This window comes from Paraburkholderia sp. J69-1, assembly GCF_905220255.1.
Lineage (GTDB): Bacteria > Pseudomonadota > Gammaproteobacteria > Burkholderiales > Burkholderiaceae > Paraburkholderia.
On sequence record NZ_CAJMZG010000015.1, the window covers coordinates 154,916 to 177,012 of the forward strand.

General features: G+C 57.0%; 18 protein-coding genes and 3 pseudogenes. 10 read left to right on the top strand and 11 right to left on the bottom strand.

Annotated features, from left to right (window positions below):
• Nucleotides 1–5: 5 nt before the first annotated feature.
• The 3 genes and pseudogenes from U5A67_RS25935 to U5A67_RS25940 form a co-directional block, all read right to left on the bottom strand.
• Nucleotides 6–965, bottom strand: coding sequence for a hypothetical protein (locus U5A67_RS25935; protein WP_321816603.1), 960 nt, complete (start codon nt 963–965; stop codon nt 6–8).
• On the bottom strand, nt 958–1,221 hold the full coding sequence (locus U5A67_RS40770; protein ID WP_415767942.1) for a DUF2515 family protein: 264 nt from the start codon (nt 1,219–1,221) through the stop codon (nt 958–960). Before U5A67_RS40770 ends, U5A67_RS25935 begins: the two co-directional genes overlap by 8 nt.
• Nucleotides 1,104–1,472: pseudogene (locus U5A67_RS25940) on the bottom strand (LysE family translocator); the annotation flags it as partial. The gene U5A67_RS40770 and the pseudogene U5A67_RS25940, both read right to left, overlap by 118 nt.
• Nucleotides 1,473–1,618: 146 nt before the next feature.
• Here U5A67_RS25940 and U5A67_RS25945 point away from each other — a divergent pair.
• The 6 genes and pseudogenes from U5A67_RS25945 (at nt 1,619) to U5A67_RS25970 (ending at nt 8,060) form a co-directional block, all read left to right on the top strand.
• Nucleotides 1,619–2,466: pseudogene (locus U5A67_RS25945) on the top strand (LysR substrate-binding domain-containing protein).
• 63 nt (nt 2,467–2,529) lie between these two features.
• The gene (locus U5A67_RS25950) at nt 2,530–3,438 is read left to right on the top strand and encodes a LysR family transcriptional regulator (RefSeq protein ID WP_321816602.1); all 909 of its coding nucleotides are present in this window, start codon (nt 2,530–2,532) and stop codon (nt 3,436–3,438) included.
• A 106-nt stretch (nt 3,439–3,544) separates the two neighbouring features.
• Nucleotides 3,545–4,624: an isocitrate/isopropylmalate dehydrogenase family protein gene (locus tag U5A67_RS25955; RefSeq protein WP_321816601.1), complete on the top strand. Its 1,080-nt coding sequence runs from the start codon at nt 3,545–3,547 to the stop codon at nt 4,622–4,624.
• Between the two features lie 11 nt (nt 4,625–4,635).
• Nucleotides 4,636–5,562, top strand: a complete 927-nt coding sequence (locus U5A67_RS25960) for a 2-dehydropantoate 2-reductase (RefSeq protein WP_321816600.1) — start codon at nt 4,636–4,638, stop codon at nt 5,560–5,562.
• Nucleotides 5,563–5,869: 307 nt separating this feature from the next.
• Nucleotides 5,870–7,186 (top strand): MFS transporter, encoded by a 1,317-nt coding sequence (locus U5A67_RS25965; protein ID WP_321816599.1) that lies wholly within the window; start codon nt 5,870–5,872, stop codon nt 7,184–7,186.
• Nucleotide 7,187: 1 nt separating this feature from the next.
• The gene (locus tag U5A67_RS25970; protein ID WP_321816598.1) at nt 7,188–8,060 is read left to right on the top strand and encodes a hydratase; all 873 of its coding nucleotides are present in this window, start codon (nt 7,188–7,190) and stop codon (nt 8,058–8,060) included.
• Between the two features lie 624 nt (nt 8,061–8,684).
• Here the strand turns inward: U5A67_RS25970 and U5A67_RS25975 are convergent.
• The 3 genes and pseudogenes from U5A67_RS25975 to U5A67_RS25985 all read right to left on the bottom strand — a co-directional run bounded on the left by U5A67_RS25975 (nt 8,685) and on the right by U5A67_RS25985 (nt 10,653).
• Entirely contained in the window at nt 8,685–9,053 is a 369-nt protein-coding gene (locus tag U5A67_RS25975) for a DUF1493 family protein (RefSeq protein WP_321816597.1), read from the bottom strand.
• Nucleotide 9,054: 1 nt separating this feature from the next.
• A pseudogene (locus tag U5A67_RS25980) lies at nt 9,055–9,408 on the bottom strand (STM2901 family protein); the annotation flags it as partial.
• Nucleotides 9,409–9,882: 474 nt separating this feature from the next.
• On the bottom strand, nt 9,883–10,653 hold the full coding sequence (locus U5A67_RS25985; RefSeq protein ID WP_321816595.1) for a GntR family transcriptional regulator: 771 nt from the start codon (nt 10,651–10,653) through the stop codon (nt 9,883–9,885).
• 145 nt (nt 10,654–10,798) lie between these two features.
• Between U5A67_RS25985 and U5A67_RS25990 the strand changes: the two genes are divergently transcribed.
• The gene (locus U5A67_RS25990) at nt 10,799–12,169 is read left to right on the top strand and encodes an adenylosuccinate lyase family protein (RefSeq protein WP_321816594.1); all 1,371 of its coding nucleotides are present in this window, start codon (nt 10,799–10,801) and stop codon (nt 12,167–12,169) included.
• A 125-nt stretch (nt 12,170–12,294) separates the two neighbouring features.
• Nucleotides 12,295–13,584 carry a cation:dicarboxylate symporter family transporter gene (locus tag U5A67_RS25995; RefSeq protein ID WP_321816731.1) on the top strand — a complete coding sequence of 430 codons (1,290 nt, stop codon included), beginning with the start codon at nt 12,295–12,297 and terminating at the stop codon, nt 13,582–13,584.
• Here the strand turns inward: U5A67_RS25995 and U5A67_RS26000 are convergent.
• The 4 genes from U5A67_RS26000 to U5A67_RS26015 form a co-directional block, all read right to left on the bottom strand.
• Nucleotides 13,572–14,189 (bottom strand): hypothetical protein, encoded by a 618-nt coding sequence (locus tag U5A67_RS26000; RefSeq protein WP_321816733.1) that lies wholly within the window; start codon nt 14,187–14,189, stop codon nt 13,572–13,574. The genes U5A67_RS25995 and U5A67_RS26000 overlap by 13 nt on opposite strands.
• Nucleotides 14,190–14,262: 73 nt before the next feature.
• Complete coding sequence (locus tag U5A67_RS26005) at nt 14,263–16,206, bottom strand: AAA family ATPase (RefSeq protein ID WP_321816593.1); 1,944 nt, start codon at nt 16,204–16,206, stop codon at nt 14,263–14,265.
• A complete protein-coding gene (locus U5A67_RS26010) occupies nt 16,203–16,751 on the bottom strand; it encodes an ABC-three component system middle component 4 (protein ID WP_321816592.1) in 549 nt (182 codons plus the stop codon). Before U5A67_RS26010 ends, U5A67_RS26005 begins: the two co-directional genes overlap by 4 nt.
• Nucleotides 16,748–17,989, bottom strand: coding sequence for a dsDNA nuclease domain-containing protein (locus U5A67_RS26015; RefSeq protein ID WP_321816591.1), 1,242 nt, complete (start codon nt 17,987–17,989; stop codon nt 16,748–16,750). Before U5A67_RS26015 ends, U5A67_RS26010 begins: the two co-directional genes overlap by 4 nt.
• 1,765 nt (nt 17,990–19,754) lie before the next feature.
• Here U5A67_RS26015 and U5A67_RS26020 point away from each other — a divergent pair.
• Both U5A67_RS26020 and U5A67_RS26025 read left to right on the top strand, forming a co-directional pair.
• The gene (locus tag U5A67_RS26020; protein WP_321816590.1) at nt 19,755–20,807 is read left to right on the top strand and encodes a porin; all 1,053 of its coding nucleotides are present in this window, start codon (nt 19,755–19,757) and stop codon (nt 20,805–20,807) included.
• Between the two features lie 80 nt (nt 20,808–20,887).
• Entirely contained in the window at nt 20,888–21,196 is a 309-nt protein-coding gene (locus U5A67_RS26025; protein WP_321816589.1) for a hypothetical protein, read from the top strand.
• 133 nt (nt 21,197–21,329) lie between these two features.
• Here U5A67_RS26025 and U5A67_RS26030 read toward each other — a convergent pair whose 3' ends face one another.
• The gene (locus tag U5A67_RS26030; RefSeq protein ID WP_321816588.1) at nt 21,330–22,043 is read right to left on the bottom strand and encodes a helix-turn-helix transcriptional regulator; all 714 of its coding nucleotides are present in this window, start codon (nt 22,041–22,043) and stop codon (nt 21,330–21,332) included.
• Between the last annotated feature and the right edge of the window lie 54 nt (nt 22,044–22,097).

Here is a 22,097-nt window from a genome sequence, read left to right on the forward strand (position 1 = left end):
ACCGGTCATTGGCGAACAGGAATGCCGGAGATAACGGCTTCATTCCAATGATCGAGAATTGTGGCACCCTGAGCTCGTGCCATCGCCTCCGCCTTTCTGCGGGTCGCCAGCATCTCCGGTAGCGCATTACGGTAACGGGCACGCAAGGCATCGGGCGTGACATCGCCATCCTTGCCGAACGCGTCAAGCCACGCCTCGTCGGTCCTGACCGTTGCGCTCAACTGGTCACCGACCACCAGCGGCGCATCTGCCGCACGGAAGTCTTTCGTATATTTCAGTTCGATGAACATGTTGTCGACGTGCCAACTCCAGACGACCGTGTCTCCTGCCCTTAGACGGTTCCATTCCTCCCGCGTCAACGGGTAGGTCGGGTCCGCATAGACGATGCCAGGCGGCGGTGAATATCTCTGCCCGCTTACTGGTGCGTCGAAAACATACGTGTCGAGTCCGGCGAGCCGCGGCGAATCCGCTGCGATAAACCGCTTCCAACCGGCTCGGTTGACTCTCTCGATGACATCCATGACATAGCGATACATAGCGTCGTCGTACGCACCAAGCGCCGCCTGGTCCTTGATGTCATGCGGTGGCGGGGGAACCTTGAAGGTCACCTCGATATTACGAACGCGCGCGCCTTCCTCGGAGTCAGACATGAATTCGACGTCAGTTGCTTGCGGAAAGAGCACGCCATGCCGAACATCCCTGAGCTGAAAGACCGGTTCGACGCCGGTCGCGATGCGGCTCGTGTCGTACATCAACGCCGTAGACACCGTCGATTTCCTGATCGGCACCGCGGCCTTGCGCATGATCTCGTCGCTATTTTCGCCCAATGCGAACGAAAGGTTTGCCTGCATCACATGTTTTCCTTGCTGAACGTTCGTTGCTTCGCCTTTTGCAGACCACACGTGCATCAAACCAAACGCAATCACGGCGCATAAGGCTATCGTCGCTATCTGTCGCTTAAGCATCTTTCCATGCGCCGATTGTTTTAATCTGCTCAATCATGTACGGCCGATAACGGGGCGACGTCATCAGGTAATGGTATTTGTTCAGGATCTTCGTGACGTAACCCATCCGGTCGGTCGTGTCGTAAAGCTTGCCAGTGTCCATTGTGGCAGAACAGAGATGAAAAGCATCGCGAGCTTCGGATTGAGAATGCTTGTGGTTGCCCCCATTGCGAGAAGGCGCAAAGGCGGCTCGCCCTTGACTTCCCTGATGTCGAATGGCAAACGCCCGCCAGGCCGCACTGCTTGCCACGCGAGAAAAAGCAGGTAGGTTGCACCCACGGCTGCCAGTGTGTGCGTCGCAAACGGCACCTGCACGAGCAGTGCGGTAATCCCAAACGCGGCTCCGAACATATAGGTAAGGTAGCCAATCATCACACCGGCGAGCGAGACCACGCCTGCACTTCGTCCCTGCGAAATCGAATGCGACATGATGTAGACCATGTTGGGGCCAGGGGTGATGGCGAGCATTCCGCCCACAACAAGAAATCCGTAGAACAACCCTGACGCCTGCGTGACTTGCCTTCCGCTTCGTTGACTACAGGCGATTATCATGTCGAGCCTGTATGCAGTAAAACGGATTAAACTGAACGAATTGCTCGGTTTTTTCGAATCTTCTGAAGAAGCTCGATTTCGATGTTCTAGAGATGGTCGTTGCCGTTGCCGAATCCGGCTCCATTGCACTGGGCGCTCAGGTAGTGCATCGCTCTCCATCTGCCGTCGGCATGCAGATCAAGGCGCTCGAAGAAGTGATGGGAAACCGCTCTTTCGTCGCGATACCCGTAACGTCAGTACCACCGAGGAAGGCGCGATGCTCGTCGACTACGGCCGACGAATGCTGGCGATGCGGGAGGAAGCGTGGGCCTCGGTAGTCAGGCCGAAGATCAAGGGACGAATAACGATCGGTATTCCAGACGACTACATTTCATTGCTTCTGCCGCAGCTGCTTGGGAAGTTCGCAGCAACGCATCCACGTGTGGATATCCGCGTGATGGGACAGCCGAGCAGTGCGATCGTGCCGATGCTGAAAGACAACTCGTTTGATCTTGCGTGTCTCACGAAGGTAAAAGGGGTTTCGGGCGAGCTGATACGGTACGAATCCATCATCTGGACGGGTTCCATGAAGCGCAGGGTATGGGAAGAGCGACCACTTCCCCTTGCCGTATTCGCGCACGGAAGTACAGCGCGTGATCTCGCTGTGCGAGCGCTGCAGAGCGCGAGCATCAAATACCGGATGTCCTACGAGAGTCCGAGCTTCCTCGGTCTACTCATTATGGTGGATGCTGGGCTTGCCGTTGCGCCTCTGGCACTATGCGGCATTCCGGCACATCTGCTGCAACTCACACCGAATGATGGACTGCCCGAACTGGGTGAGCTGGAAGTCGTGCTGGCGCGCAGCGCGCGATCAGCCAGGGCACCGTGCGACTGCCTCGCCGAGCAGATTCTTTCGGAGTGGCGTGCATGATGCGGCTGTTAAGCGGATTGCCATGCCGATTGTTTTCGATCTTTCTCCTGCACATCTTCGAATATGAAGCTTGATCCTGTTTCCTTGAGCCTTTTTATCGCGGTCGTCGAAGAAGGCAGCATCGCTGCGGCGGCGGAGCGAGAGCATATCGCGGCCCCGGCGATCAGCAAACGTATCAGCGCACTTGAGGAATCGCTCAGAACCACTCTGCTGACCCGGCACCACAAGGGCATTGAGCCAACAGCTGCGGGCTATGCGCTGTTGAACCTGTCCCGACGCGCGGTCAACTACCTGGACGATATCCACACAGAAATGCTGGACTACGCGTCGGGAACACGAGGGCAGGTCCGCGTGTTCTCGAACATTTCCGCAATCACACAATTTCTTCCGGACGACCTTTCCACATTCCTTGAAGGGCATCCGGCTGTCGAAGTCCGGCTTGAAGAGCGTAATAGCCTCGTGACGCTCCGGGCGGTCGCGGAAAACGCCGCTGATGTCGGAATCTTCACGGTGGAACCTCATGCGGAGGCGGTGGAAACGCTTTCTTATGAAGAGGATGAGCTAAGCGTCGTCGTTCGCCGCGACCATCCGCTTGCGGGAAAGAAAAGCGTTCGTTTCGAAGAAACGTTGGCCTGGGATTTTGTGGGCCTACGCACGGGAAGCGCGATCAACACGCAGCTTACACAGGGCGCAAACCGGCTCCAGAAGGATTTCCGCCTGCGCATTCAGGTCACGGGCTACGACGCGCTGTGTTTGATGGTGTCGGCGGGACTTGGCATCGCCATTGCGCCTCGAAGTCTCACAAAGCTTTTTGTCCGACGATTGGGCGTGACGGAGGTTTCGTTGGCTGAACCGTGGGCGCGACGCAGGCTGGGGATTGCCATCCGGAACCGCGAAAGCCTTTCCCCGGCGGCGGAAGCGCTTGTCAGTCATCTGCAGGACAGAGCCGCTGCGAGGAGGCGAAAAACTTAATTTCAGCCATAACGGTTCGTTACGGCTGACTCGCCAAAGACTAATTCACGGGCGGCGCGACATTGACCATCATTTGATCCACATCAAACCTTTCTGGAGACAAGTGATGAGCAAAGCCCACTACGAAATCGCACTGCTGCCGGGCGACGGCATCGGCCCCGAAGTTGTGGATGCCGCCGTGCGCGTTCTGACCACCGCCGCAGACCACGCCGATCTCAAGCTCGCCTACACCAGCTATGAAGCGGGTGCTGGCCTGTATAAGCGTACTGGCGAATCCATGTCGGAGGCAGACATGGAAGCCGTTGGCCAGGCGGATGCGGTTTTGCTCGGTGCGATGGGTCTGCCCACTGTTCGAAAGGCAGATGGCACCGAGATCGCGCCTCAAATCGACCTTCGCGAGCGCTATGGTCTGTTCGCAAGCCTGCGCCCGTGCGAACTGTTTCCGGGCGTTCCGAGCCGCGTAAAGGCGGACAAGGTCAACATGCTGGTGATCCGCGAAACGACGGAAGGTCTGTTCGCCGGCCGCCATGACAAGCTCGAACCGAGCGACGAGGCAGTGAGCGATCGACTCACCATCACCCGTGCTACCAGCCAAAAACTGTTCGAGCTCGCATTCGAGCAGGCGAAGCGACGGCGCGCGACGCACGGCACGCCGGGTCATGTGACTCTGCTCGACAAGTCGAACGTTCTGCGCAGCAACGCTTTCCTGCGCAAGGTCTTTGACGAAGTCGCGGAGCGCCACCCGGATATCGGCTCGGCGCGTCTGTACATCGATGCAGGCTCAATGATGTTCGTTACGAACCCCGAGCGCTACGACGTCGTGGTGACGGAAAACGTCTTCGGGGATATCACCTCGGAGATCGCGGCTGGAGTAGTGGGTGGCCTGGGCGTCGCACCCTCTGGTGACGTTAGCCTGAAACACGGCATCTTCCAGCCGAGCCACGGCAGCGCACCGGATATCACCGGAAAGAACATTGCCAACCCCGTCGCAACGATCCTTTCTGCCGCAATGATGCTCGAATGGCTTGCACAGCAACACGAAGACAAGCGTTGCGCGCAGGTTGCTGCCGCCATCCGCAACGCAACGGCCAAGGTGCTTCAGGCGGGCCCGCGTACGCCGGATATCGGCGGCGACAGCAACACCGAAAGCGTGACGAAAGCCGTTGTCGCAGCGCTGAGCGCATAAGGAGTCTGATCATGGCAAAGGTAGCAATCGTCGGCAGCGGCGCGATGGGTTCGGTGTACGCCGGTCTTATGGTCAGCGCAGGCCACGAAGTTCACGCAATTAGCCTCTGGCCCGATCACGTTGCCGCGATGCAGGAGAAAGGTCTGCGGGTCGAAGGCGCTAGCGGGGATCGCACTGTACCGATCCACGCGAGCACGACAACAGATGGAATTGGTGTCTGCGATCTGGTCATCATCGCAACCAAGGCTTTCGATGTTGAAGCGGCAGCGCGCTCCTGCGAGCGGCTCTTCGGCCCAAATACGGTTGTGCAAACGATCCAGAACGGGCTTGGGTCGGCCGAAAAGGCGGCAGCGATTCTTGGCGAAAATCGCATCGCTGTGGGCGTTGTCGGCGGCTTTGGTGCATCAATCCGCGCCCCGGGCCACGCTCACCACAACGGCATGGAGATGATTCGCTTCGGGGCGTACCGTGGTCTGTCGAAGGAAGACCTTGAACAATCCGCAGAGATCTGGCGCTCGTCGGGATTCAAGGTTGCGATCTTCGACGACATCGACCAGATGGTTTGGGAGAAGCTGATCATGAACGTCGCGTTCTCGGGCACGACCTGCGCGACAGGCATGACGATCGGCGAAGTCATGGGCAACCCCAACGCATGGAGCGTTGCAAAGGGTGCTGCGGAAGAGGCAATTGCGGTCGCGAAGGCGGCCGGCATTCACCTTGATGTGGGCGACCCGATCGAACATATCCGCAAGCTCGGCAGCAAGATCCCCAATGCTCGCCCTTCGATGCTTCTTGACTATATCCTGCGTCGTCGTGGCGAAGTCGATGCGATCAACGGATCTATCTCGCGCGAAGGGCGCAAATACGGCGTTCCTACCCCGGTCAACGACACCGTGGTCGGCATCATCAAGGCCCGCGAAGCAGGTTTCACGGACTAGTCCGCGCCATCTGGACTTGATGATTGATAGTGCGTGGGCGTGGGAATGACTCTCATGCCCACCCGGCCACGTTCAAAAAAATATCAAAAAAAGACCCAATTGGAGACACTCATGAACCCCCAGCCCACATAGAACGGCAGGCCCACCAAGGCAGTCGCATAGCGCGCTCTCAAGCGCGGGTGGTGAGTGCTTTCGGTGTTGACCTTCGTCACTCTGATCATCCCGGAAGAACCCGGGTACATCGTCACGGACGCTGCACGCAAACCGTTGCAGCTACCACCCTTTACTGAGACAGAAGGGGGAGCATATGCTCATCAATAAGGCATTGGATGGAGGCGCTGAAGTGCGCGATGCCGAGTCGGCGCTCATGCTGAAGATAAAACTTCGCGTGATCCCGCTTGTTATTATCTGCTACCTGTTCGCTTGGTTCGATCGGATCAACATCAGCTTCGCAAAGTTTCACCTTCAAAAAGAACTTGCCCTGAGCGATACCGCTTATGGTCTGGGCGCAGCACTCTTTGTTGTCGGCTACGTCGCCTGTGAGGTGCCCAGCAATCTGTTTCTTTACCGCGTCGGGCCGCGAAAGTGGATTGCACGCATCATGATCTCGTGGGGCATTGCAACCGCGAGCATGGTGTTCGTGAGAAGCGAGACGCAATTCTATGTTGCCCGGTTCATCATTGGTGCGATGGAAGCTGGCTTTGCTCCCGGGGTCCTTTACTATCTTTCCACCTGGTTCCCCGCCAAACACAGAGGCCGTGTGAGTGGGCTTCTTTTCCTCGCGCTTGCATTCTCGGGCGTTCTCGGTGCGCCCTTGTCCGGCTTCATTCTTGGCCACTTCGATGGTGTTGCCGGAGTACCCGCATGGCACTGGATCTTCCTCATTGGCGGCTTACCCTGCGTGCTGCTTGGGATCATTGTGCTGTTCCGGTTCGACGATCAGGTAGAAGATGCCACGTGGCTCAGCGACAGTGAAAAGCGGCTCCTGCGCTCAAAACTGGATGCAGACGCCAAGAAAGTCGTCAGTCACTCCTTTCTTGGCGCGTTGAAGTCGCCCGCATTCCTGATCCTTGCCGTGGCGTATTTCCTTGTCCAGATCGCGTCGTACGGTATGAACTTCTGGATGCCGCAACTACTGCGCTCGTCGGGTGTTCGCGATGCGACAACGATTGGTCTCTACACGGCGCTTCCCTATCTCGTAGGCGGTATCGCGATGGTGGTAATGGGCAAGCTGGGCGATCGCAGTGGGAATCGTCGACTGGTATTTGCCGCATGCATGTCGCTTACAGCGATTGGATTCCTGGGTGCGGGCATATTTGCACATGAAACGTTGCCTCTTGTTCTCTCTCTGACGATCCTTGGCGTCGGAATGCTGACGACAATTCCCGCGTTCTGGACGATGCCACCGAAAGTTGTCACTGGCGTCGGGGCGGCGGGCGGAATCGCGCTGATCAACTCGATCGGCCAGATGGGCGGTATCGTTAGCCCGATCATGGTGGGCCGGATCAGTGATTTGACGGGCAGCACGACGCCCGCGCTTTACGCGATCGTCGCGTTGTGTGTGTTGTGCGTGGCAATCGCGCTTTGGGTCTTCCCGCAAGAACTTCGTTCCAAGGATGTCTGAGGTGTCAAACATACCCGTCGACCTCGATATCGCCGCCAAGCATCTGGAATGGGCCTGGAAAACAGGATTGAGGCTCGGTGATCTACCTCTTGGCAGTTGCCCGGGTTCGCTCGAGGAAGCTTATGCCGCTCAGGCACGCTTCATCGAGCGTACGGGTGAGAAAGCCGCAGGGTGGAAGATTGCTGGCGCATCCCCGCGGGGGCTCCGCGGAGAACATCCGAATGCGCCCGCATTCGGAACGCTGATCGAGTCGAGGATTATCGATTCAGGCGGCGTATTGATGTTTCCCGTCGGAATGACAGCTACCCTGGAGACCGAGATAGCATTTCGATTCGGTCGCAGTGTATCGCCTGCGATAGAAAGGTTTGAACAACTAACGATGATTGAAAGCGCGTTTGTCGCAATTGAAGTCGTGTGCAGTCGGTTTATCAATCGCAGAGCGGTATCCCAGTCTAGCTTCCTCGCAGACAATCTAGGTTTTCATGCTTTGGTGTGCGGCGACGAGATGGATATTGCGGTTCCCGGTTCCTTTGAAGACGGAGCTGGCGTGTGGCGTAACGGAACACGCATAGCTGGGTCGCTCGTCGGCGATGATCGTACTCGCCCGTACGAGTCATTGCGCTTCTTGTGGCGGGAATTGGCGAAGCGGAACCGAACTATCCCCAAAGGAGCGATTGTGACGACGGGGACGTTAAGTGTCCCTGTTGACGTGGAATGCTGCGGTGTATTTCAGGCCAAGGTCGGTAATCGCATTGTTTATGTCACTATGAAAGCTTTTGACGCGACAAGAGACGACGACAGAGCATCTCCGAGTGCTAAGATCACAGCTGACTGGATGAACAGCGCGGAACCATTCAAGCAGTCGGAACGTTAGCCGTTACACTTCGTCCCTGAAATCTACGGAGTAGCCGTAGATGGTAAGTCCGGCGCGCACGAATTGCGTTCCAGCGCACCGAGAAATGCTCTTTTCGTCTTTGTCTGAGAATTATCGCCTCTTGCCGCGTTTAACCCTGGATACTCTGCATCCAGATCAAGAGCTTTGGGTATTTCGGATTTCAGTAATTCGAGCTACATGCGGGTCTTCGCCGCGAGAAATTGACGCGAAGATAACGTGTCCGAGTTCTCATTGTTCATTGTTGATACTGCGGCGTCGCCAGGAAGGCCCGATAGCGTCATTGGGTTCCGCTGCCCCTGATCCTCGTAATTGTTGAGATATACACCAACTGCTGTTACCCCCTTGTCGGACCGGTATCGACCCCGAGCAGACCTTCGCGAAGTCGGAAAGCCGACGTTAATTTTCTGACCGGTCTACGCCCCGCCTGTTGATCTGCAAGCACAGAAAGCCGCGATGAAAGCACGAAAAAAACTCAAAGTTGCGTAGCGGTTCCACGGCAGAAACATGCTTTCCTGCAAAACCCCATAAAAACACTCGTTTCATGGGGTTTAGGCAATGCCGCGAAGGAAATTTAGCAGCGGCTTACCGCGGTTGTGCGTGCAGTCAATCGCGCGGGTTGGTCGCTTCGATTTCCTCGGTATCCCATCGCCCGCGCCGCATTGCCTCAGCCAGCATGCCCAGCGTGATCGGCACTAGCGGGGCATCGCGGAATTTGTTGGAGAACAATCCAGCGACTGCCCGCACGGCATCCAGCGAGTCCGGGCCGAAATACCTGGCGTACGGGAAGCCCCCCGGAGCCTCAATCTTGAATCTTTCCGCCCATGTATCGATAAACTCAACAGCGTCCACGCCGGTAAGCCGTAGGTCTTCTTCGATGCGTGATTTTGGCGTGAGCTCAAGGCGGCCAAAAAGTGGGCGGCCCAGTTCTTCGCGGGCGAAAGCCTCAAGATCTTCCCAAGTCTGATCCGTCATTTCAAAGAATCCGATCCTCTGTCTTCACCATTCGGTTGTACGTGAAGAGCGTGTTACGCATGATCAAAAACGCATCAGCGCCAAGCATTACCGTTCCGACAACCGGAATGGTGCGACCAACGAATGCACCAAGGCTGCGAGTCATGGCGATGCGAAGTCCGCCCGCACCAGCCTTTACGATGGTCGGCAACCGAACGGCCACACGGAACGGCAGGAATTTGCGTGCGGCCATTGAGACAACCGATGTACCGGCAACCGCCCCAGCGAATTTGCCGCCAACAGGCACATCGTTTTGACCCAAGAGGATTGCCGCCGCCGCGCCTAGATCGTCCAGGCCCAATTCCTCACGAGTTTTACGGTTTTCCAAGCCACGCAGATCAATATGCGGCGGCCTCAACCGATTTGCGCGAAGAACTCCCGGTGCATGATACCCAAGATGGTCGCAAACATTAGTTTCAGTGCGTCGCTGTCATTCTGGCTTGCCGCTCATCTTTCACCGTTGGCAGGAACTCAGTTGCGCCGATTGTCAGCGATCTAGACGACGCCTTCGACGGACCGCTTCTGGCCGCGCACGAACTCATGCGTCTTGCATCATTGCGTCGGTGTGTAGTCATGGACGACCTGCCCGATTCGACCCGTTGCAGCCATTCAGGCTTCGTTGAGCAAACGTCTGCATTAACGTGGGTTACGGCCTTACGTCGCTCATATTTAAGCCACTACACTCAACGTTTCGGCGCAACTCGGTGGCATAGTCGTGTCAGTGACGCCGTTGAGCAGCGAAAGCGACCGGCTTGACGTGACACTAAGCGCGAGGAACGCGCACTAGGGCTCAAAGCTCCGCGTCGTTTGAACGTGTCAGGCGCATTGAAATGGAAAAGCGCTCGGCGGGATGGACCGTCACGGAAACCTCGAACGATTTTCCGGATGCATCAAGATACTGACGCACCACGCGTAAAGCGGCCGTGCCCGCGTCGACCGCCAGGCGCGACGCCATGTCCGGAGCGAGTATCAGCGCGCTCACATCCTGGCGAATCTCCACCACACGCCGTCCATAGCGCGTCTCGATCAGCGAACTGATCAGCGTGTCAGGTTCGATGCGCGCCTGGTTGGCCACTTCTTGGTATGCAGGGTCGATGAAGACGTCCGTCCAGCCCACAGGCACGGCTGGCATCGCCCGCGCCAATGCACGCGCTCGCTGCCCATTACGCTCCACGCGCAGGCTCGAAATACGCAGCCAGCGCTCGCCCTCGTCGCATTGCAGGATCTGCGCAAGTGCGGCGTCGGCCACCACTTCTTCCACCGACTGCACCTCGCGAAGATTCTCGCTGCCGAACTGCACCAGATCGTCCACCGATGCCAGCGTCGGCCGAAAGCCGTTGCGCGGCTGCGCCGACTCGACGCGCGTTCCCGCGTTTTTGCGGCGCGAGACGAAACCAAGCTGCTGAAGCTCGTGCAGCGCCGCGCGAATCGTGTGGCGGCTCGTCTGGTACTGGTCGCGCAATTCCAGTTCGGTCGGCAAATAGCTGCCCACCGGGAAACGGCCGGAGGCAATGCCCTGAGTCAGTTCTCGGGCGATTTCGGCAAAGCGGGGTCTGTTCATGACGGAAGTTTAAGGGGCGCACGTCCAGCATAGGGGTAAATCACCACTTGCTCAATATGTTCGAACATATTAGTCTGAATATGTCCGGACATATAAGACGTCCGGCCGATTGTCCGTCCCTGAATTTAGAGCCAGATACCGAACCATGATCCGCAGCCAGATGCCCGCCTCCAGCACCGTCGTCGATTCCATCCTGTTTCGCGACGCCTTCGGCACCGCCAAAATGCGCGCCGTTTTCTCCGATACCGCGCTGATTCAGCGCTACATCGACGTCGAAGTCGCGCTGGCGAAGGCCGAGGCGCGCTGCGGCGTGATTCCGCCTGATGCGGCCGAGGTGATCGCCCGCGAGTCGCAGATCGAGCGCATCGACTTCGACCACATGCGCGAGGAAACCGATATCGTCGGTTACCCGATCCTGCCGCTTGTGCACCAGCTCGTCGGCATGTGCGGCGGAGCGGGGCGCTACGTACACTGGGGTGCCACCACCCAGGACATCATGGATACGGCCGTGGCGCTGCAGGTGCGCGACGCGCTCGATTCAATCGACGCCGATATCCGCGAACTGCGCGGTATTCTGGGCGACCTCGCGAAAAAGCATCGCGACACGCCGATGGCGGGACGCACGCACTTGCAGCAGGCGCTGCCCGTGACCTTCGGCTACAAGGCGGCAATCTGGCTGGCGATGTTCGACCGCCATCAGCAACGCATCGCGCAACTTCGTCCGCGCGTGGCCGTGGTGGAGTTCGCGGGCGCGGCGGGTACGCTCGCGTCGATCGGCGATAAGGGCTTCGAGGTGCAGCAGGCGCTCGCGCAGGAACTGGGGCTGGGCGTGCCGGCCACGACCTGGCACGTGGCGCGCGACGGCTTTGCCGAAGCCGTGAACTTGCTCGCGCTCGTGACAGGTTCGCTCGGCAAGATCGCCACCGACATCATGATCATGGCGTCCAACGAATTCGCCGAAGTCTACGAACCGTTCGTGAAGGGCCGCGGCGCGAGCAGCACGATGCCGCAAAAACGCAATCCGATTTCGAGCGAACTGATGCTCGCGGCGGCCAAGGCCTTGCGCCAGCACGCGGGCCTGATGGTCGACGCCATGATTCAGGATTTCGAGCGCGCGACCGGCCCATGGCACGCCGAATGGATTGCGATTCCGGAGAGCTTCATCCTCGCTTCGGGCGCGTTGCATCAGGCGAAGTTCGCGCTGGGCGGCCTGATCGTCGATACGGAGCGCATGAAGCACAACCTCGGCATCAGTCGTGGCTTGATCGTCGCCGAAGCCGCGATGATGCAGATGGCGCCGTTCACGGGCCGTCAGCAGGCGCACGATCTGGTCTACGACGCCTGCCGCACGGTGAATGAGCAGGGCGGCACGCTCGCCGACGCGCTCGCCGCGCTGCCTGAAGTCACGCAGCACTTCGATCGGGTCGCTGTCGATCGCATGACCGATCCGGTCAACTATCTGGGCCTCGCGCCGCAGATGGTCGACCGTGCGCTTGCCGCTTCGAGCGAGATCTGATCGTACGCAACTGGAGGAGACGCATCATGAACGACAAGATCCTCGAAGACGGGGTGCACGGAGCAAACGAGACACACGATCCGCTTGCGCCGCGCGCACGGCAACCGTGGTATCGGCGGCTGGGCATGCAGGTGATGACCGGACTGGTGCTCGGCATCGCTGTGGGACTTATGTTTCCGGGCTTCGCGGCGCAGTTGAAAGTGCTCGGCGATATCTTCCTCGCGCTCATCAAGGCGGGCGTCGCGCCGCTCGTGTTTCTCACGATCGTGCACGGCATCGCCTCAGCGGGTGATGCACGCAGCGCGGGGCGCGTGGGTTGGCGCTCGCTTGTCTACTTCGAGGGCGTGTCGACGATCGCGCTCGCGGTGGGGCTGCTCGCCGGCAATCTGTTCCAGACGGGCAAGGGCATGACCGCCATCGCTGCGCACGCGGTGTCTACCGCGGCCCCTGCCAAGGCGCCGCCGCCGCAGACCTTCAGCGCCTTCGTGATGCATCTCGTGCCCGATAACTTCATTGGCGCGTTCGCGAAAGGGGAGTTGTTGCAGGTGGTCGTGCTGGCGGTGATGGTCGGCATCGGCATTCTGGCGATTCCCGAGGCGCGCCGCGTGCGTATCAGCGAAGGACTCGATCTCGTCTCGCAAGTGCTGTTTGCGTTCATCAACGTAGTGATGAAGCTTGCGCCGCTGGGCACGTTTGGCGCGGTGGCGTTCGCGGTGGGCAGCAATGGCACGGTAGTGCTGATCGCGCTCGCGCAACTCGTGCTGAGCTTCTACGCGGTGATTGCGCTGTTCGTGTTAGTAGTGATGGGCGCGATCGCGCGCCTTGCGGGTTTTAGCATGTGGCGATTTCTACGCTATATCAAGGACGAAATCTTGATCGTGCTGGGCACTGCGTCGTCGGAAAGCGCGTTGCCGCGGCTGTTGGTCAAGCTCGAACGCCTGGGCTGTGCGAAGCAGACGGTCGGCCTCGTGTTGCCGACGGGTTACGCGTTCAACCTGGACGGCACCTCGATCTTCATGTCGATGGGCGTGCTTTTCATCGCGCATGCGTACAACGTGCCTCTCACATTCGAACATCAGCTCGGCATTCTGCTGCTGATGCTGCTCACGTCGAAGGGCGCGGCGACGGTGTCGGGCGGCTCGTTCGTGGTGTTTGCCGCGACTGTCGCTTCGACGGGCGTGCTGCCGGTTGAGGGAGTGGCGATCATCTTCGGCGTCTATCGCTTCATGTCGATGGCGATCGCCACCTGCAACACCATCGGCAACGCACTGGCGACCGTGGTGGTCGCGAAGTGGTCGGGCACGTTCGATCCGCGTGTCGCCGATGAGTGGCTGAACGCGCGACCGCAACCCACCGTAAACGGTGGTCCAGTCCCTCATTCCGGCGGACGGGCGCATTGCGATCAGGCGCGGTGAGGATTTCCCATGGCTGCCTGCAACGCCCGCTTCGCGAAGCCTTCGAAGCGCGATTTTAACGTGCACCGGCCGCTGCGAGCCGACAAGAGCCTTGATCCGGTTCTCACGTGGCACGAACCGCGCAAGGTCAAGGAGTCGCTGTCGGCGTATCGGCTCTTGCGGACACTGTTCGCCACCAAGGTATCGTGAGGTATGGGCTGCGAGACGGAGGGACTGCCTTGCCATGCGAAGCGGACAGCCGGATGTCTGCTCATCCTCCGGAATAGACTGACACAGACCGGATCGTCTGTGTAGAAATACGGATCGATGATGAAGAGGTCTTTTACGCCTTTCAGCTTGTCAACGAACTGAAGCACGATGTCAACGATCTCATCTACATGAATGCCGCCATGCGTGACGGCATCGCAGTTTAGCGAAAAATTGAACAACGCGGATATTCCGTTCTCAACCATGTAATCGCGGAAGTATTTGCGAACATTAATGGCATCAAACCTAGCGACAAGAAAGTGAGAGAATAGCTCGGGGTGCGCATGGACCTTCGTGAGAAAGTCCACAACATCTTCATCATCCTTATAACTTTTAACGTAAACAATATTGGAGTCCATAGTTTTGGTCTCACATGTTGTAGTTGAATGCGAGCGTGCTTGCGCTGGTCTACTACCGGCCCGCGCGCCTGTATTATGGGCCAACGTAGTAGGAGATCAGGCTCGGGGCATCCGACTCGCCCGCCATCCGACGCTGCACAAAATCGGCAATTTCGTCCCCTGGTGGTACCAAGTGCGAATCAATGAGAAGCAATTGAACCGGTTGTTCGGTTTGCGCCGCGGCGATTTTGTATATTTCGTCGTATAGAGCTCTCACCAGTTCTGGATTCTCGTCATCGCTGATGTTCTTTGTTGGGCTGTCAATAATGAGAAGACTCGGGACGGGCATGCCCGTAGCTCGCGCTGCTGAGTGAACGGCCAGTGCGTAGCACACGTTGAATGCAGTTTTCTTCCCACCACTGCCCGTATCCCAAAAGCCCCACTCCAGGTCGTCATGAACGATGAGCGGATTCCAGTTTCGTGGGTCAATCTCGACATAGTCGTCTTCGTAGATTCCCGGGAACGAGACCGCCAGGAGTATTCGTTTGAACTCTGCAGCGATGGCGGCAATCTTGTGGTCGGCAGCTTTCAGTCTCGCGCGCTCCGCCGCAACGGTGCTTCGCAGGTTGTCAATTTCTCCTTGTAGCGAGCCAGCCTGACTTTCAAGCTCGTCGACAGCTGCCGGCATCTTCTGCAATCGGAGCAACGAGTGCTCGCGTTCTTTCAGAGTCGCTATGCGGCGCTCGACATCTCGAATGCGCTCCACGAAGGCCGAATCGTATCGCGCGAGCTCTTTCTGCAATTGAAGATCGAGTCCCGACTTCTTTTCCCGCTTTTTCGTAAGCTCGCTGCGCGATCGCTCAATTTCGCGGCCTCGTCGATGAATCGAATCAGCAATCTGGTCGATCCGCTCGTTCAGGTCGCGTCTAAGGGCTTCAAGCTCCATTGACGGTAGTACTTCTTTCGAGCCGTGCGTATCACTGCAGCAGAGGCAGCATACGCCGGGGGGCAAAGCACGGTGCGCGACGTCGGTTCCACATTGGGGACATCGATGGTAGTTGACACCATCCAGAATCTGGCTCGCCTGCTGAGATCGATCTGCTTTTATTTTCGCGGTTATCAGCTCGGCCCGGAGTGCCTTCTGCTCTTCAATCGATTGCTCTGATTCCGAAAGTGCCTCGTTGATCTCTGCAATCTGCGCACCGAGAGAGCGAAGCTGGACACGAAGATCGTCTGTGGGATGGATTTCTGCCAACCGGGTGGCTTCGAGCTCATTGCGCAGGGCTTCTGCGCCGCTCAATTCGGTTCTTACATCGTCGATTTCACCGAGGAGGTTCAACCCCGAATCCCAGCCGAACTGCGTCATGAACGCTCGTATCTGCTGGACAGCCTCACGTTTGCCGCGCTGCTGATCGAGCTTCCTGATTAGCATCGAGTCGAGCTGATTGAGACGCTCGGAATGCAAGCCTGTAAAGAAACGCATCGCGTCCTGACTTTTTCTGCCGCGGAAGGTGTCTTCCAGCCGGAAGAACGACGAGTCCAGATGAGTTTGATCGAGGTAGCAATACCACATTAGGTCGCGGAAACTCAGACGAACCAATGGAGAATCTGGATCCCGAGACCCGCGTCTGACCTTGATTGGTGAGACGTCGCAAAGGTGAAAAATAAGATCGCTTAAATTGAAGACATCCACTCCCTCGACCAGCGGCGTCTCCTCGGGCTCGAACGGTGCATTGACCGACTCAGATGTCCCATCAGGATTCTCCCAACTGACCCGCACACTCTGTGAATCTGTGGCGGATCGCTCGAATGTGCAGACATGTACTCCGAGAGTGAGAGTGAGTTCCGAGGATACGAATTCGCGCTGGATTGCTGGGGTTCGCTCGATTCCACCACCGAGACAGTAGTCGATGAGGCGCGCGACAGTCGACTTTCCTTTACCGATCGGACCGTGCAGGAAGGTGACGGAAGGCGAAAACGGAATGATCTCGATCGTTTTTCGCGTATGCACGCGTAATTGCTGTATTTGGATTTTCATGCGGGTATCGGCTTATTGGTGCGCAGGGAGACGATTTCAGGGAATGTCTCGTAGATGAACCTCATGAGATTCGTCGCACTGAGGTCGATGTTCCGCTTCAAGGTCCGGGCACGTCGGGCGGTGGCCTCGAACAAAGGATCCTGGGCAAGTGCTTCTGAAACACGATGACCATCTGACGTCAGTGAGATCACGATCGTTCTGCCTTCAATCGACAGGGAGATCAAATCCTTGGCCGCGAGGACGTTGAGAAGATCCCTATATCGATGATCCCAAGGCCCAAACCGGTAACGAACCATCTTGGACTCGACGCTGTATCGCTCGTGGTCTTCCAGTTGCACGTCGCGCGTCGATTTTCCCCGCGCGATCAGGGCTCGCTCGAGCATAAGCGGGTACCTGATGAGAAAGTCAAGTTTTGCTAGCTTCGTTATACCCTCTATCGGTCCGCCTTCGGTGCCTTCCGAAAAGGCTCGCAGAAGAACGAGGATACGGGCCGCATGTAGGTCCGAAGAACGATCAAGATCCGCAATAGCCTCAACCAAATTCATTGTTCATCCTCCCACGGCCTGTCCTTGCTCCATTGCACCTTGCATTCCGACGTCAGTGCGTAGGCGACCCCTTCGAGATGTTCATCTGAACACTCGTACAGTTGCGCTCCGGCTTGCCGGCGGTCGTGTAGTCGCCGACGTAACTCGTCTAGCATGGGCAGGCCAAACGTCGGGCTCTTGTCCTTGGCCAGCTCAAAGGCGCGCGCAGAGTCGCTCAGAACGAGCGATCGGATGTGGCTGTATTGCTGCAATCCTTTGTCATGTCCGTACTTTTGTGTCCATGCAATGCCGAGATACTCAGCTTTATCGCGCAAATCAACTGCGGAGTTGCGGGAGACCGCAGAAAACCCCCCGGCGTCCAGCTTCTTTTCAAGGAGTTCACTGCTGCCACCGCCCGGTCGCACAAGCGATGCCGGGTTGGTGTTTAGGGGAGCCACGGCGTTGATGCCCGCCTCAAGAACTGACATGAGTCGTATCCGATCAAATCTTTTCCCATCCAATCGGGCTTTCATTTCAGCGGCGCAAGGCGCGATGCTGGCAGGTATATAGGCGGGCAATACATCTTCGTGAGCGAGCGACGATGCCCGACAGCACTCGTCCGAGAGATAGAGCGCGGCTCGACGGACTATTGGAAAGGTCAGTTCGTGCGCGCGAGTCCAGATGCTGGTCAGAGTATCGATGAGCCGCATCTGCACGTCCGCCAACTTTGGCAACGCATCGTCGGCGAGAGTTTTTCCGAGCGCGTGTTGTGCGATACCTAGGTCGCAGTTTGCTGCTTTTGCGATCTGCTTCACGAATTTGGTAATGACGGTCGGGCATGCGACCGCGCTATTCGCTTTCCGAATTTCGCGAAGGAGATACTGAATGTCTTTCCCGTTTCCGCTGACGTAGAGCGGATGATTGGAGAGAAAGCGGAATCCACGGAATCTGCCGGGAAACTGCCCTTCGAGTTTGCAGAAGCGGACGAACGATTTGAGCACCGCTTCGTCGTCGGATTTCCAAGATGGCTGGGAAATGTCACGCGTTTTGATCTGAAGGCCGTCGAACGTACCGTCCTGGCGCTTCACGAGCACGTCCTCGTGATGTTCGCAGAATACCTCGTGAGTTCCTTCTGCATCGTCCAACAGCAGGCAGCAGATAATCGCCGCATAGTTCCATTGATATCGAAACCGGCGCGCTATTTCGTCACCGGGATCGCCCGTTGCCGGCACTACGTCAGGCCCGAGAACGCTGCTCATCGTTGGTCTCTCTTGTTTGCGGATTGCTGCAGATCTACGTCTGCGCTCAGCCAGTCGGCCGAAAGTCCTCGATTTTCCGGGTATTGTAAAGCATGGTTGTTCTGGTGTCGTCGTCCGTGCGGCGGCAACAGTGGGAAGACCTGTGCCGACGGTCCATTTCCGACGCAGGCGAAGCGATCATGCGATGTGATGGGGGACAAACGTGCGGGGTCGATATTGCTGTCGATGCGAATTGCATAATTGCAATAGTGCGATCGGATAGCACCTTGCGTCCGGCAGGTGACTACCCAAATGGGCCCGCGGAGCGAGCCCTTATCTCAGTCTAGTCTGCTTGAACGCGAAGTAGAGAGGAAGGAGGACGCTTACGTGGCGTTACCGTTGTGCCATAACGCAGTTCGCGGTCCAGATGGTCCTGAGCAGCGACGTATTTACGTCGCTTCCAGCAGGTCGACGCATCCAAGAGGCGTGGCCTTATCAATTACCGCAAGGGCCATATTCGCCTTTGCGGCGAGTTCGAGCGGCCGGAGCCCTTGCTCATAATGGCCATGAGTGATTCGGACCATGCCTGCGCCGGCAAGCTTGGCGACCGTGCGCAGGCTCGCATGAAGAGCGACACTATCCGGGCGGCCGCCGTTTAGGACGGGGCCGGTGTTCAGTCCACCGGCTTACTGATACCCGATGGCGTGAGCGCTCGCCACGCAATCATCAAACCGAGCCTTCCCAATGCCGGAGGAAAAGATCCCCGCGCCCACTTGCTTGCAGGTGATGGACGCACCATTCGCATTGATGAGGGTCTGGTCTTGAACGGGGACTAAGGCGCATCCTCCAAGAACAAACCCAAGCACCCCTAAGAAAACGGTAATTCTCATTGTTCTATCCCCTGTCGGTCGGATGACCACCGGAGCAGTATAGCCGCACCAAGGCCAATCCCAGCCTACCCCTGTTTTTTTGGCGTCTGCAGGGCTCAAAGGACCTTTTAGCCGCCGAGTCCACTAACTTACGGATGGCATACTCAGCGGGGTAAGGTCAGCGTGTACGCAACGGCGCACTCGTGTGCACGAGCCAGCGCAGCGCTTTGAACATCTTGTGCAGTTTGTATCTGTGCTGCGGTACCTTCGTACTCGGCAAAATCAGATAGGGGGCTGCGAAGCTACATTCATCGTTCGACACATCCATCAGATCGGCTTTGCGTATTGCCATCTGGCCGGGGCGCTAGGCCTGGGCGACCTCTTTCAATCCAGGCCGCAGCATCTGCTTGTGCGTGCGAGCAGGGGGATTCACCATAGTAAGTTTTAGGAGTTGTTCCGCTAACTTGATGGTGTGATATTGCGTCAAGTAGGGCATATACGTGGAGTTGCGTTCGTGCGACGCGATCGCAGAACCTCTACCTACTCTGCTGTCAGATCCAGCAGACCTCGATGTCCGCTGTGATTCCGGTCAAATCAATCGGGGCTGACGACGCCAGCCCCAGTGGGCTCATGGCACGCCATTACATGGCAGCCGGCTGCAGAGCAGCTCGGACATCCATCGTCTGATTCAGCCGTGACCGAGCCGCGTCATCACTAATGATGATGCTGGCAAAAAACACCCTCTAATACATTTTGACCAAGCGGAACGCAATCTTTCGAATTTCAGGATGCGATGCCTCATTTGCGGCTTTGGCAGAAGAGCCGGATGTCAGAGGAGAATAACGGCAGTCGTTCCCGGTTTTCACACTAAAAATTCAATTGAACTAATGGTTTTGGGATCGAAAGGGAAACGACAGATGAAACTTAAAGCTCTTGCAGCGCTGCTGCCTCTTGTTCTGTGCACGTACGCACATGCTCAATCGTCGGTGACACTCTATGGCGTGCTGGATGCCGGCATCACATACACCAGCAACACCGTCACCTCAACGGGGCATGGCAAGGCTATCCAGTTCCAAGACGGCGTCGTTCAGCCTACTCAATGGGGTATCCGAGGCGATGAGGACATTGGTGGAGGGAATCACGTTATCTTCGATCTCGAAAATGGATTCCAGCTTTCTAATGGCGAGTTGATTTCCCAGGGATCGTTGTTTAATCGGAAAGCATACCTCGGGATGAGTGGGCCTTGGGGGCGCCTTACGATGGGTCGGGATTTCGACTTCATCGGAGAGACATTCGCTGGCTATTCTAATGCCGTCATCACACCCGCCGGGCTCTTGGGATGGGGGCTGTCGTCCTACGCTTCCGGCGGCTACATCCTCGACAATCGGGTCTGGGGTGATCAAGTCAACAATGCGGTCAAGTACCTCTCACCGACCTTTGCTGGCTTTAGTGCAGGTGCCATGTACGCCTCCGGTAATGTGGCAGGCTCGCTTGGTACCAATCAGGTGATGAACTTCATCATCAACTACAACCAGAAGAACTTCAGTGGTTCTGTCTCGTATTTTTCGCAGCATAATGAAGCTCTCGGTGCGAACGAGACGGTATGGGCAGCCGGTGGATCCTATACCATCGGCCCCGTTCAGTTGGTTAGCAATATCGCAACTGCCTCGCTGTCTTCCGCGTCAAAGCCTCGTGCAACGACACTGGAAACAGGCATTCAGTATTTCGTCCGACCTGACATTTCGCTGTCGGGCGGATACACCCAGCAGTGGCGAAACAATGGTCTAGGTAGCGCCAATGTATTTATCTTGGGCGCCGACTACTTTATCTCCAAGAGAACGGATATTTACATTGTTGGACTCATTGGCCACGACCATGCGTATCCTGCACAGCTCGAGGCTGCATTTGGCTCGCCGTCGAGCTCGAATGCGCAAAGCGCTGCTCGTATTGGCTTGCGCCATCACTTTTAATTTGCGCCAATTCCTGGCCCTAGCCGTTTCGTGATCTGCACTGTCTATCGTGGAACGAATGTTCTCATTTGAGGAATTTAATGACTCATTTTCAAGGTCTCGTATCTGCGATTTTGGTTGCGTCTTTTTACTCGTTAAGCGCATTTTCGCAGACTGGTGCACCTTTGGCTTATTCCGTTGCCAGTAATGATCAATATCAAGCGTCGGACAAAGCCACTGCAAAGGCGGAGCACAAGCGGAAGCGAAGAGAGGCACGAGCAAAGAAAAATGCGGAATTGAAGAGGCTGGAGAGTAACGGCTATCGTCCTAGCCAAAGTGGGCCAGGCTATCCCGAAAACCTGCAGAAAGCACAGCGTCGATCGGAAGAAACCGTCGGACCGACGAAGTGATTCGACGGCGGCAAAAAAGTCAAAGAGAGGATTGCGAAAGCATCCTCTCTTTTTTATTGCAATGTTGTCTTTTATTTGTAATTTTCTTACGGCGAATAATTTACCGTTAAAACTTTAGAATGTTATTGAAATATTACAAAATAATCGATGCAAGCTTGGCTCGGTTCGTCACTCCTTTTTTATCCATCACGCGGCGTAGATGTGTTCGAACGGTGGAGATCCCGATGCCCAATATGCGAGCAATCTCTTTGTCTGTTGCACCAGTCGCGACTAGTCGTGCAACTTCATTCTCTCGTTCCGTTAGCCCCTCGGAGCAACAACGCTGGCGTAATAATGCCCGGCGAAAAAATGGCTCAATGCCGTTCAAGAGAACCTTTTCTCGTTCGCTAAAGTCGGGCCGATCCTTGGCGCGCCATATGCGAAGGTCGCCCACGTGCGTAGTGCCTTCGAACGAGTACAGATTGATCCCGTGGTGCATGCCTTCGCGCCGTAGAAAATCGTTGTAGAACTCAGTGTGCTCAAGGTCGTGGCGATTGATTACTTCGTCGACGAATGTTGCGACACGGCGCTGGGATAGCTTCGTCGTCATCGGGTCATTGTGCTGAAACCATGACTCATAACGCGTGACAAGCGACTTGTCGACGTTGTACGAGACGCCGTTGCACCAGAGTTGCGTCTTTTCGTCGAAGTCGAAAGACGCGGCATAGTCAGCGCGAATTAGGCGCGTGATGGCGGGGAGCAGGACAGTACGTATGTCAACTATGGGGCCGAGCTCTTCCAGTTGAACGATGATGTCACCAAACAGCCGGATTTCATCTTGAGTGATGTCAGAGACAGAAAGGTTCATGGCGGGTAAGCAGTTTGAGATTTCTGTTTCCGCCGCAGTGGGCGTCGGCGGGCG

What these genes read in the sequence shown, in the direction of transcription:
- U5A67_RS25935 (WP_321816603.1), bottom strand. Translation starts at nt 965, where the DNA reads ATGCTTAAGCGACAGATAGCGACGATAGCCTTATGCGCCGTGATTGCG.
- U5A67_RS25950 (WP_321816602.1), top strand. Translation starts at nt 2,530, where the DNA reads ATGAAGCTTGATCCTGTTTCCTTGAGCCTTTTTATCGCGGTCGTCGAA.
- U5A67_RS25955 (WP_321816601.1), top strand. Translation starts at nt 3,545, where the DNA reads ATGAGCAAAGCCCACTACGAAATCGCACTGCTGCCGGGCGACGGCATC.
- U5A67_RS25960 (WP_321816600.1), top strand. Translation starts at nt 4,636, where the DNA reads ATGGCAAAGGTAGCAATCGTCGGCAGCGGCGCGATGGGTTCGGTGTAC.
- U5A67_RS25965 (WP_321816599.1), top strand. Translation starts at nt 5,870, where the DNA reads ATGCTCATCAATAAGGCATTGGATGGAGGCGCTGAAGTGCGCGATGCC.
- U5A67_RS25975 (WP_321816597.1), bottom strand. Translation starts at nt 9,053, where the DNA reads ATGACGGATCAGACTTGGGAAGATCTTGAGGCTTTCGCCCGCGAAGAA.
- U5A67_RS25985 (WP_321816595.1), bottom strand. Translation starts at nt 10,653, where the DNA reads ATGAACAGACCCCGCTTTGCCGAAATCGCCCGAGAACTGACTCAGGGC.
- U5A67_RS25990 (WP_321816594.1), top strand. Translation starts at nt 10,799, where the DNA reads ATGATCCGCAGCCAGATGCCCGCCTCCAGCACCGTCGTCGATTCCATC.
- U5A67_RS25995 (WP_321816731.1), top strand. Translation starts at nt 12,295, where the DNA reads ATGCAGGTGATGACCGGACTGGTGCTCGGCATCGCTGTGGGACTTATG.
- U5A67_RS26000 (WP_321816733.1), bottom strand. Translation starts at nt 14,189, where the DNA reads ATGGACTCCAATATTGTTTACGTTAAAAGTTATAAGGATGATGAAGAT.
- U5A67_RS26005 (WP_321816593.1), bottom strand. Translation starts at nt 16,206, where the DNA reads ATGAAAATCCAAATACAGCAATTACGCGTGCATACGCGAAAAACGATC.
- U5A67_RS26010 (WP_321816592.1), bottom strand. Translation starts at nt 16,751, where the DNA reads ATGAATTTGGTTGAGGCTATTGCGGATCTTGATCGTTCTTCGGACCTA.
- U5A67_RS26015 (WP_321816591.1), bottom strand. Translation starts at nt 17,989, where the DNA reads ATGAGCAGCGTTCTCGGGCCTGACGTAGTGCCGGCAACGGGCGATCCC.
- U5A67_RS26020 (WP_321816590.1), top strand. Translation starts at nt 19,755, where the DNA reads ATGAAACTTAAAGCTCTTGCAGCGCTGCTGCCTCTTGTTCTGTGCACG.
- U5A67_RS26025 (WP_321816589.1), top strand. Translation starts at nt 20,888, where the DNA reads ATGACTCATTTTCAAGGTCTCGTATCTGCGATTTTGGTTGCGTCTTTT.
- U5A67_RS26030 (WP_321816588.1), bottom strand. Translation starts at nt 22,043, where the DNA reads ATGAACCTTTCTGTCTCTGACATCACTCAAGATGAAATCCGGCTGTTT.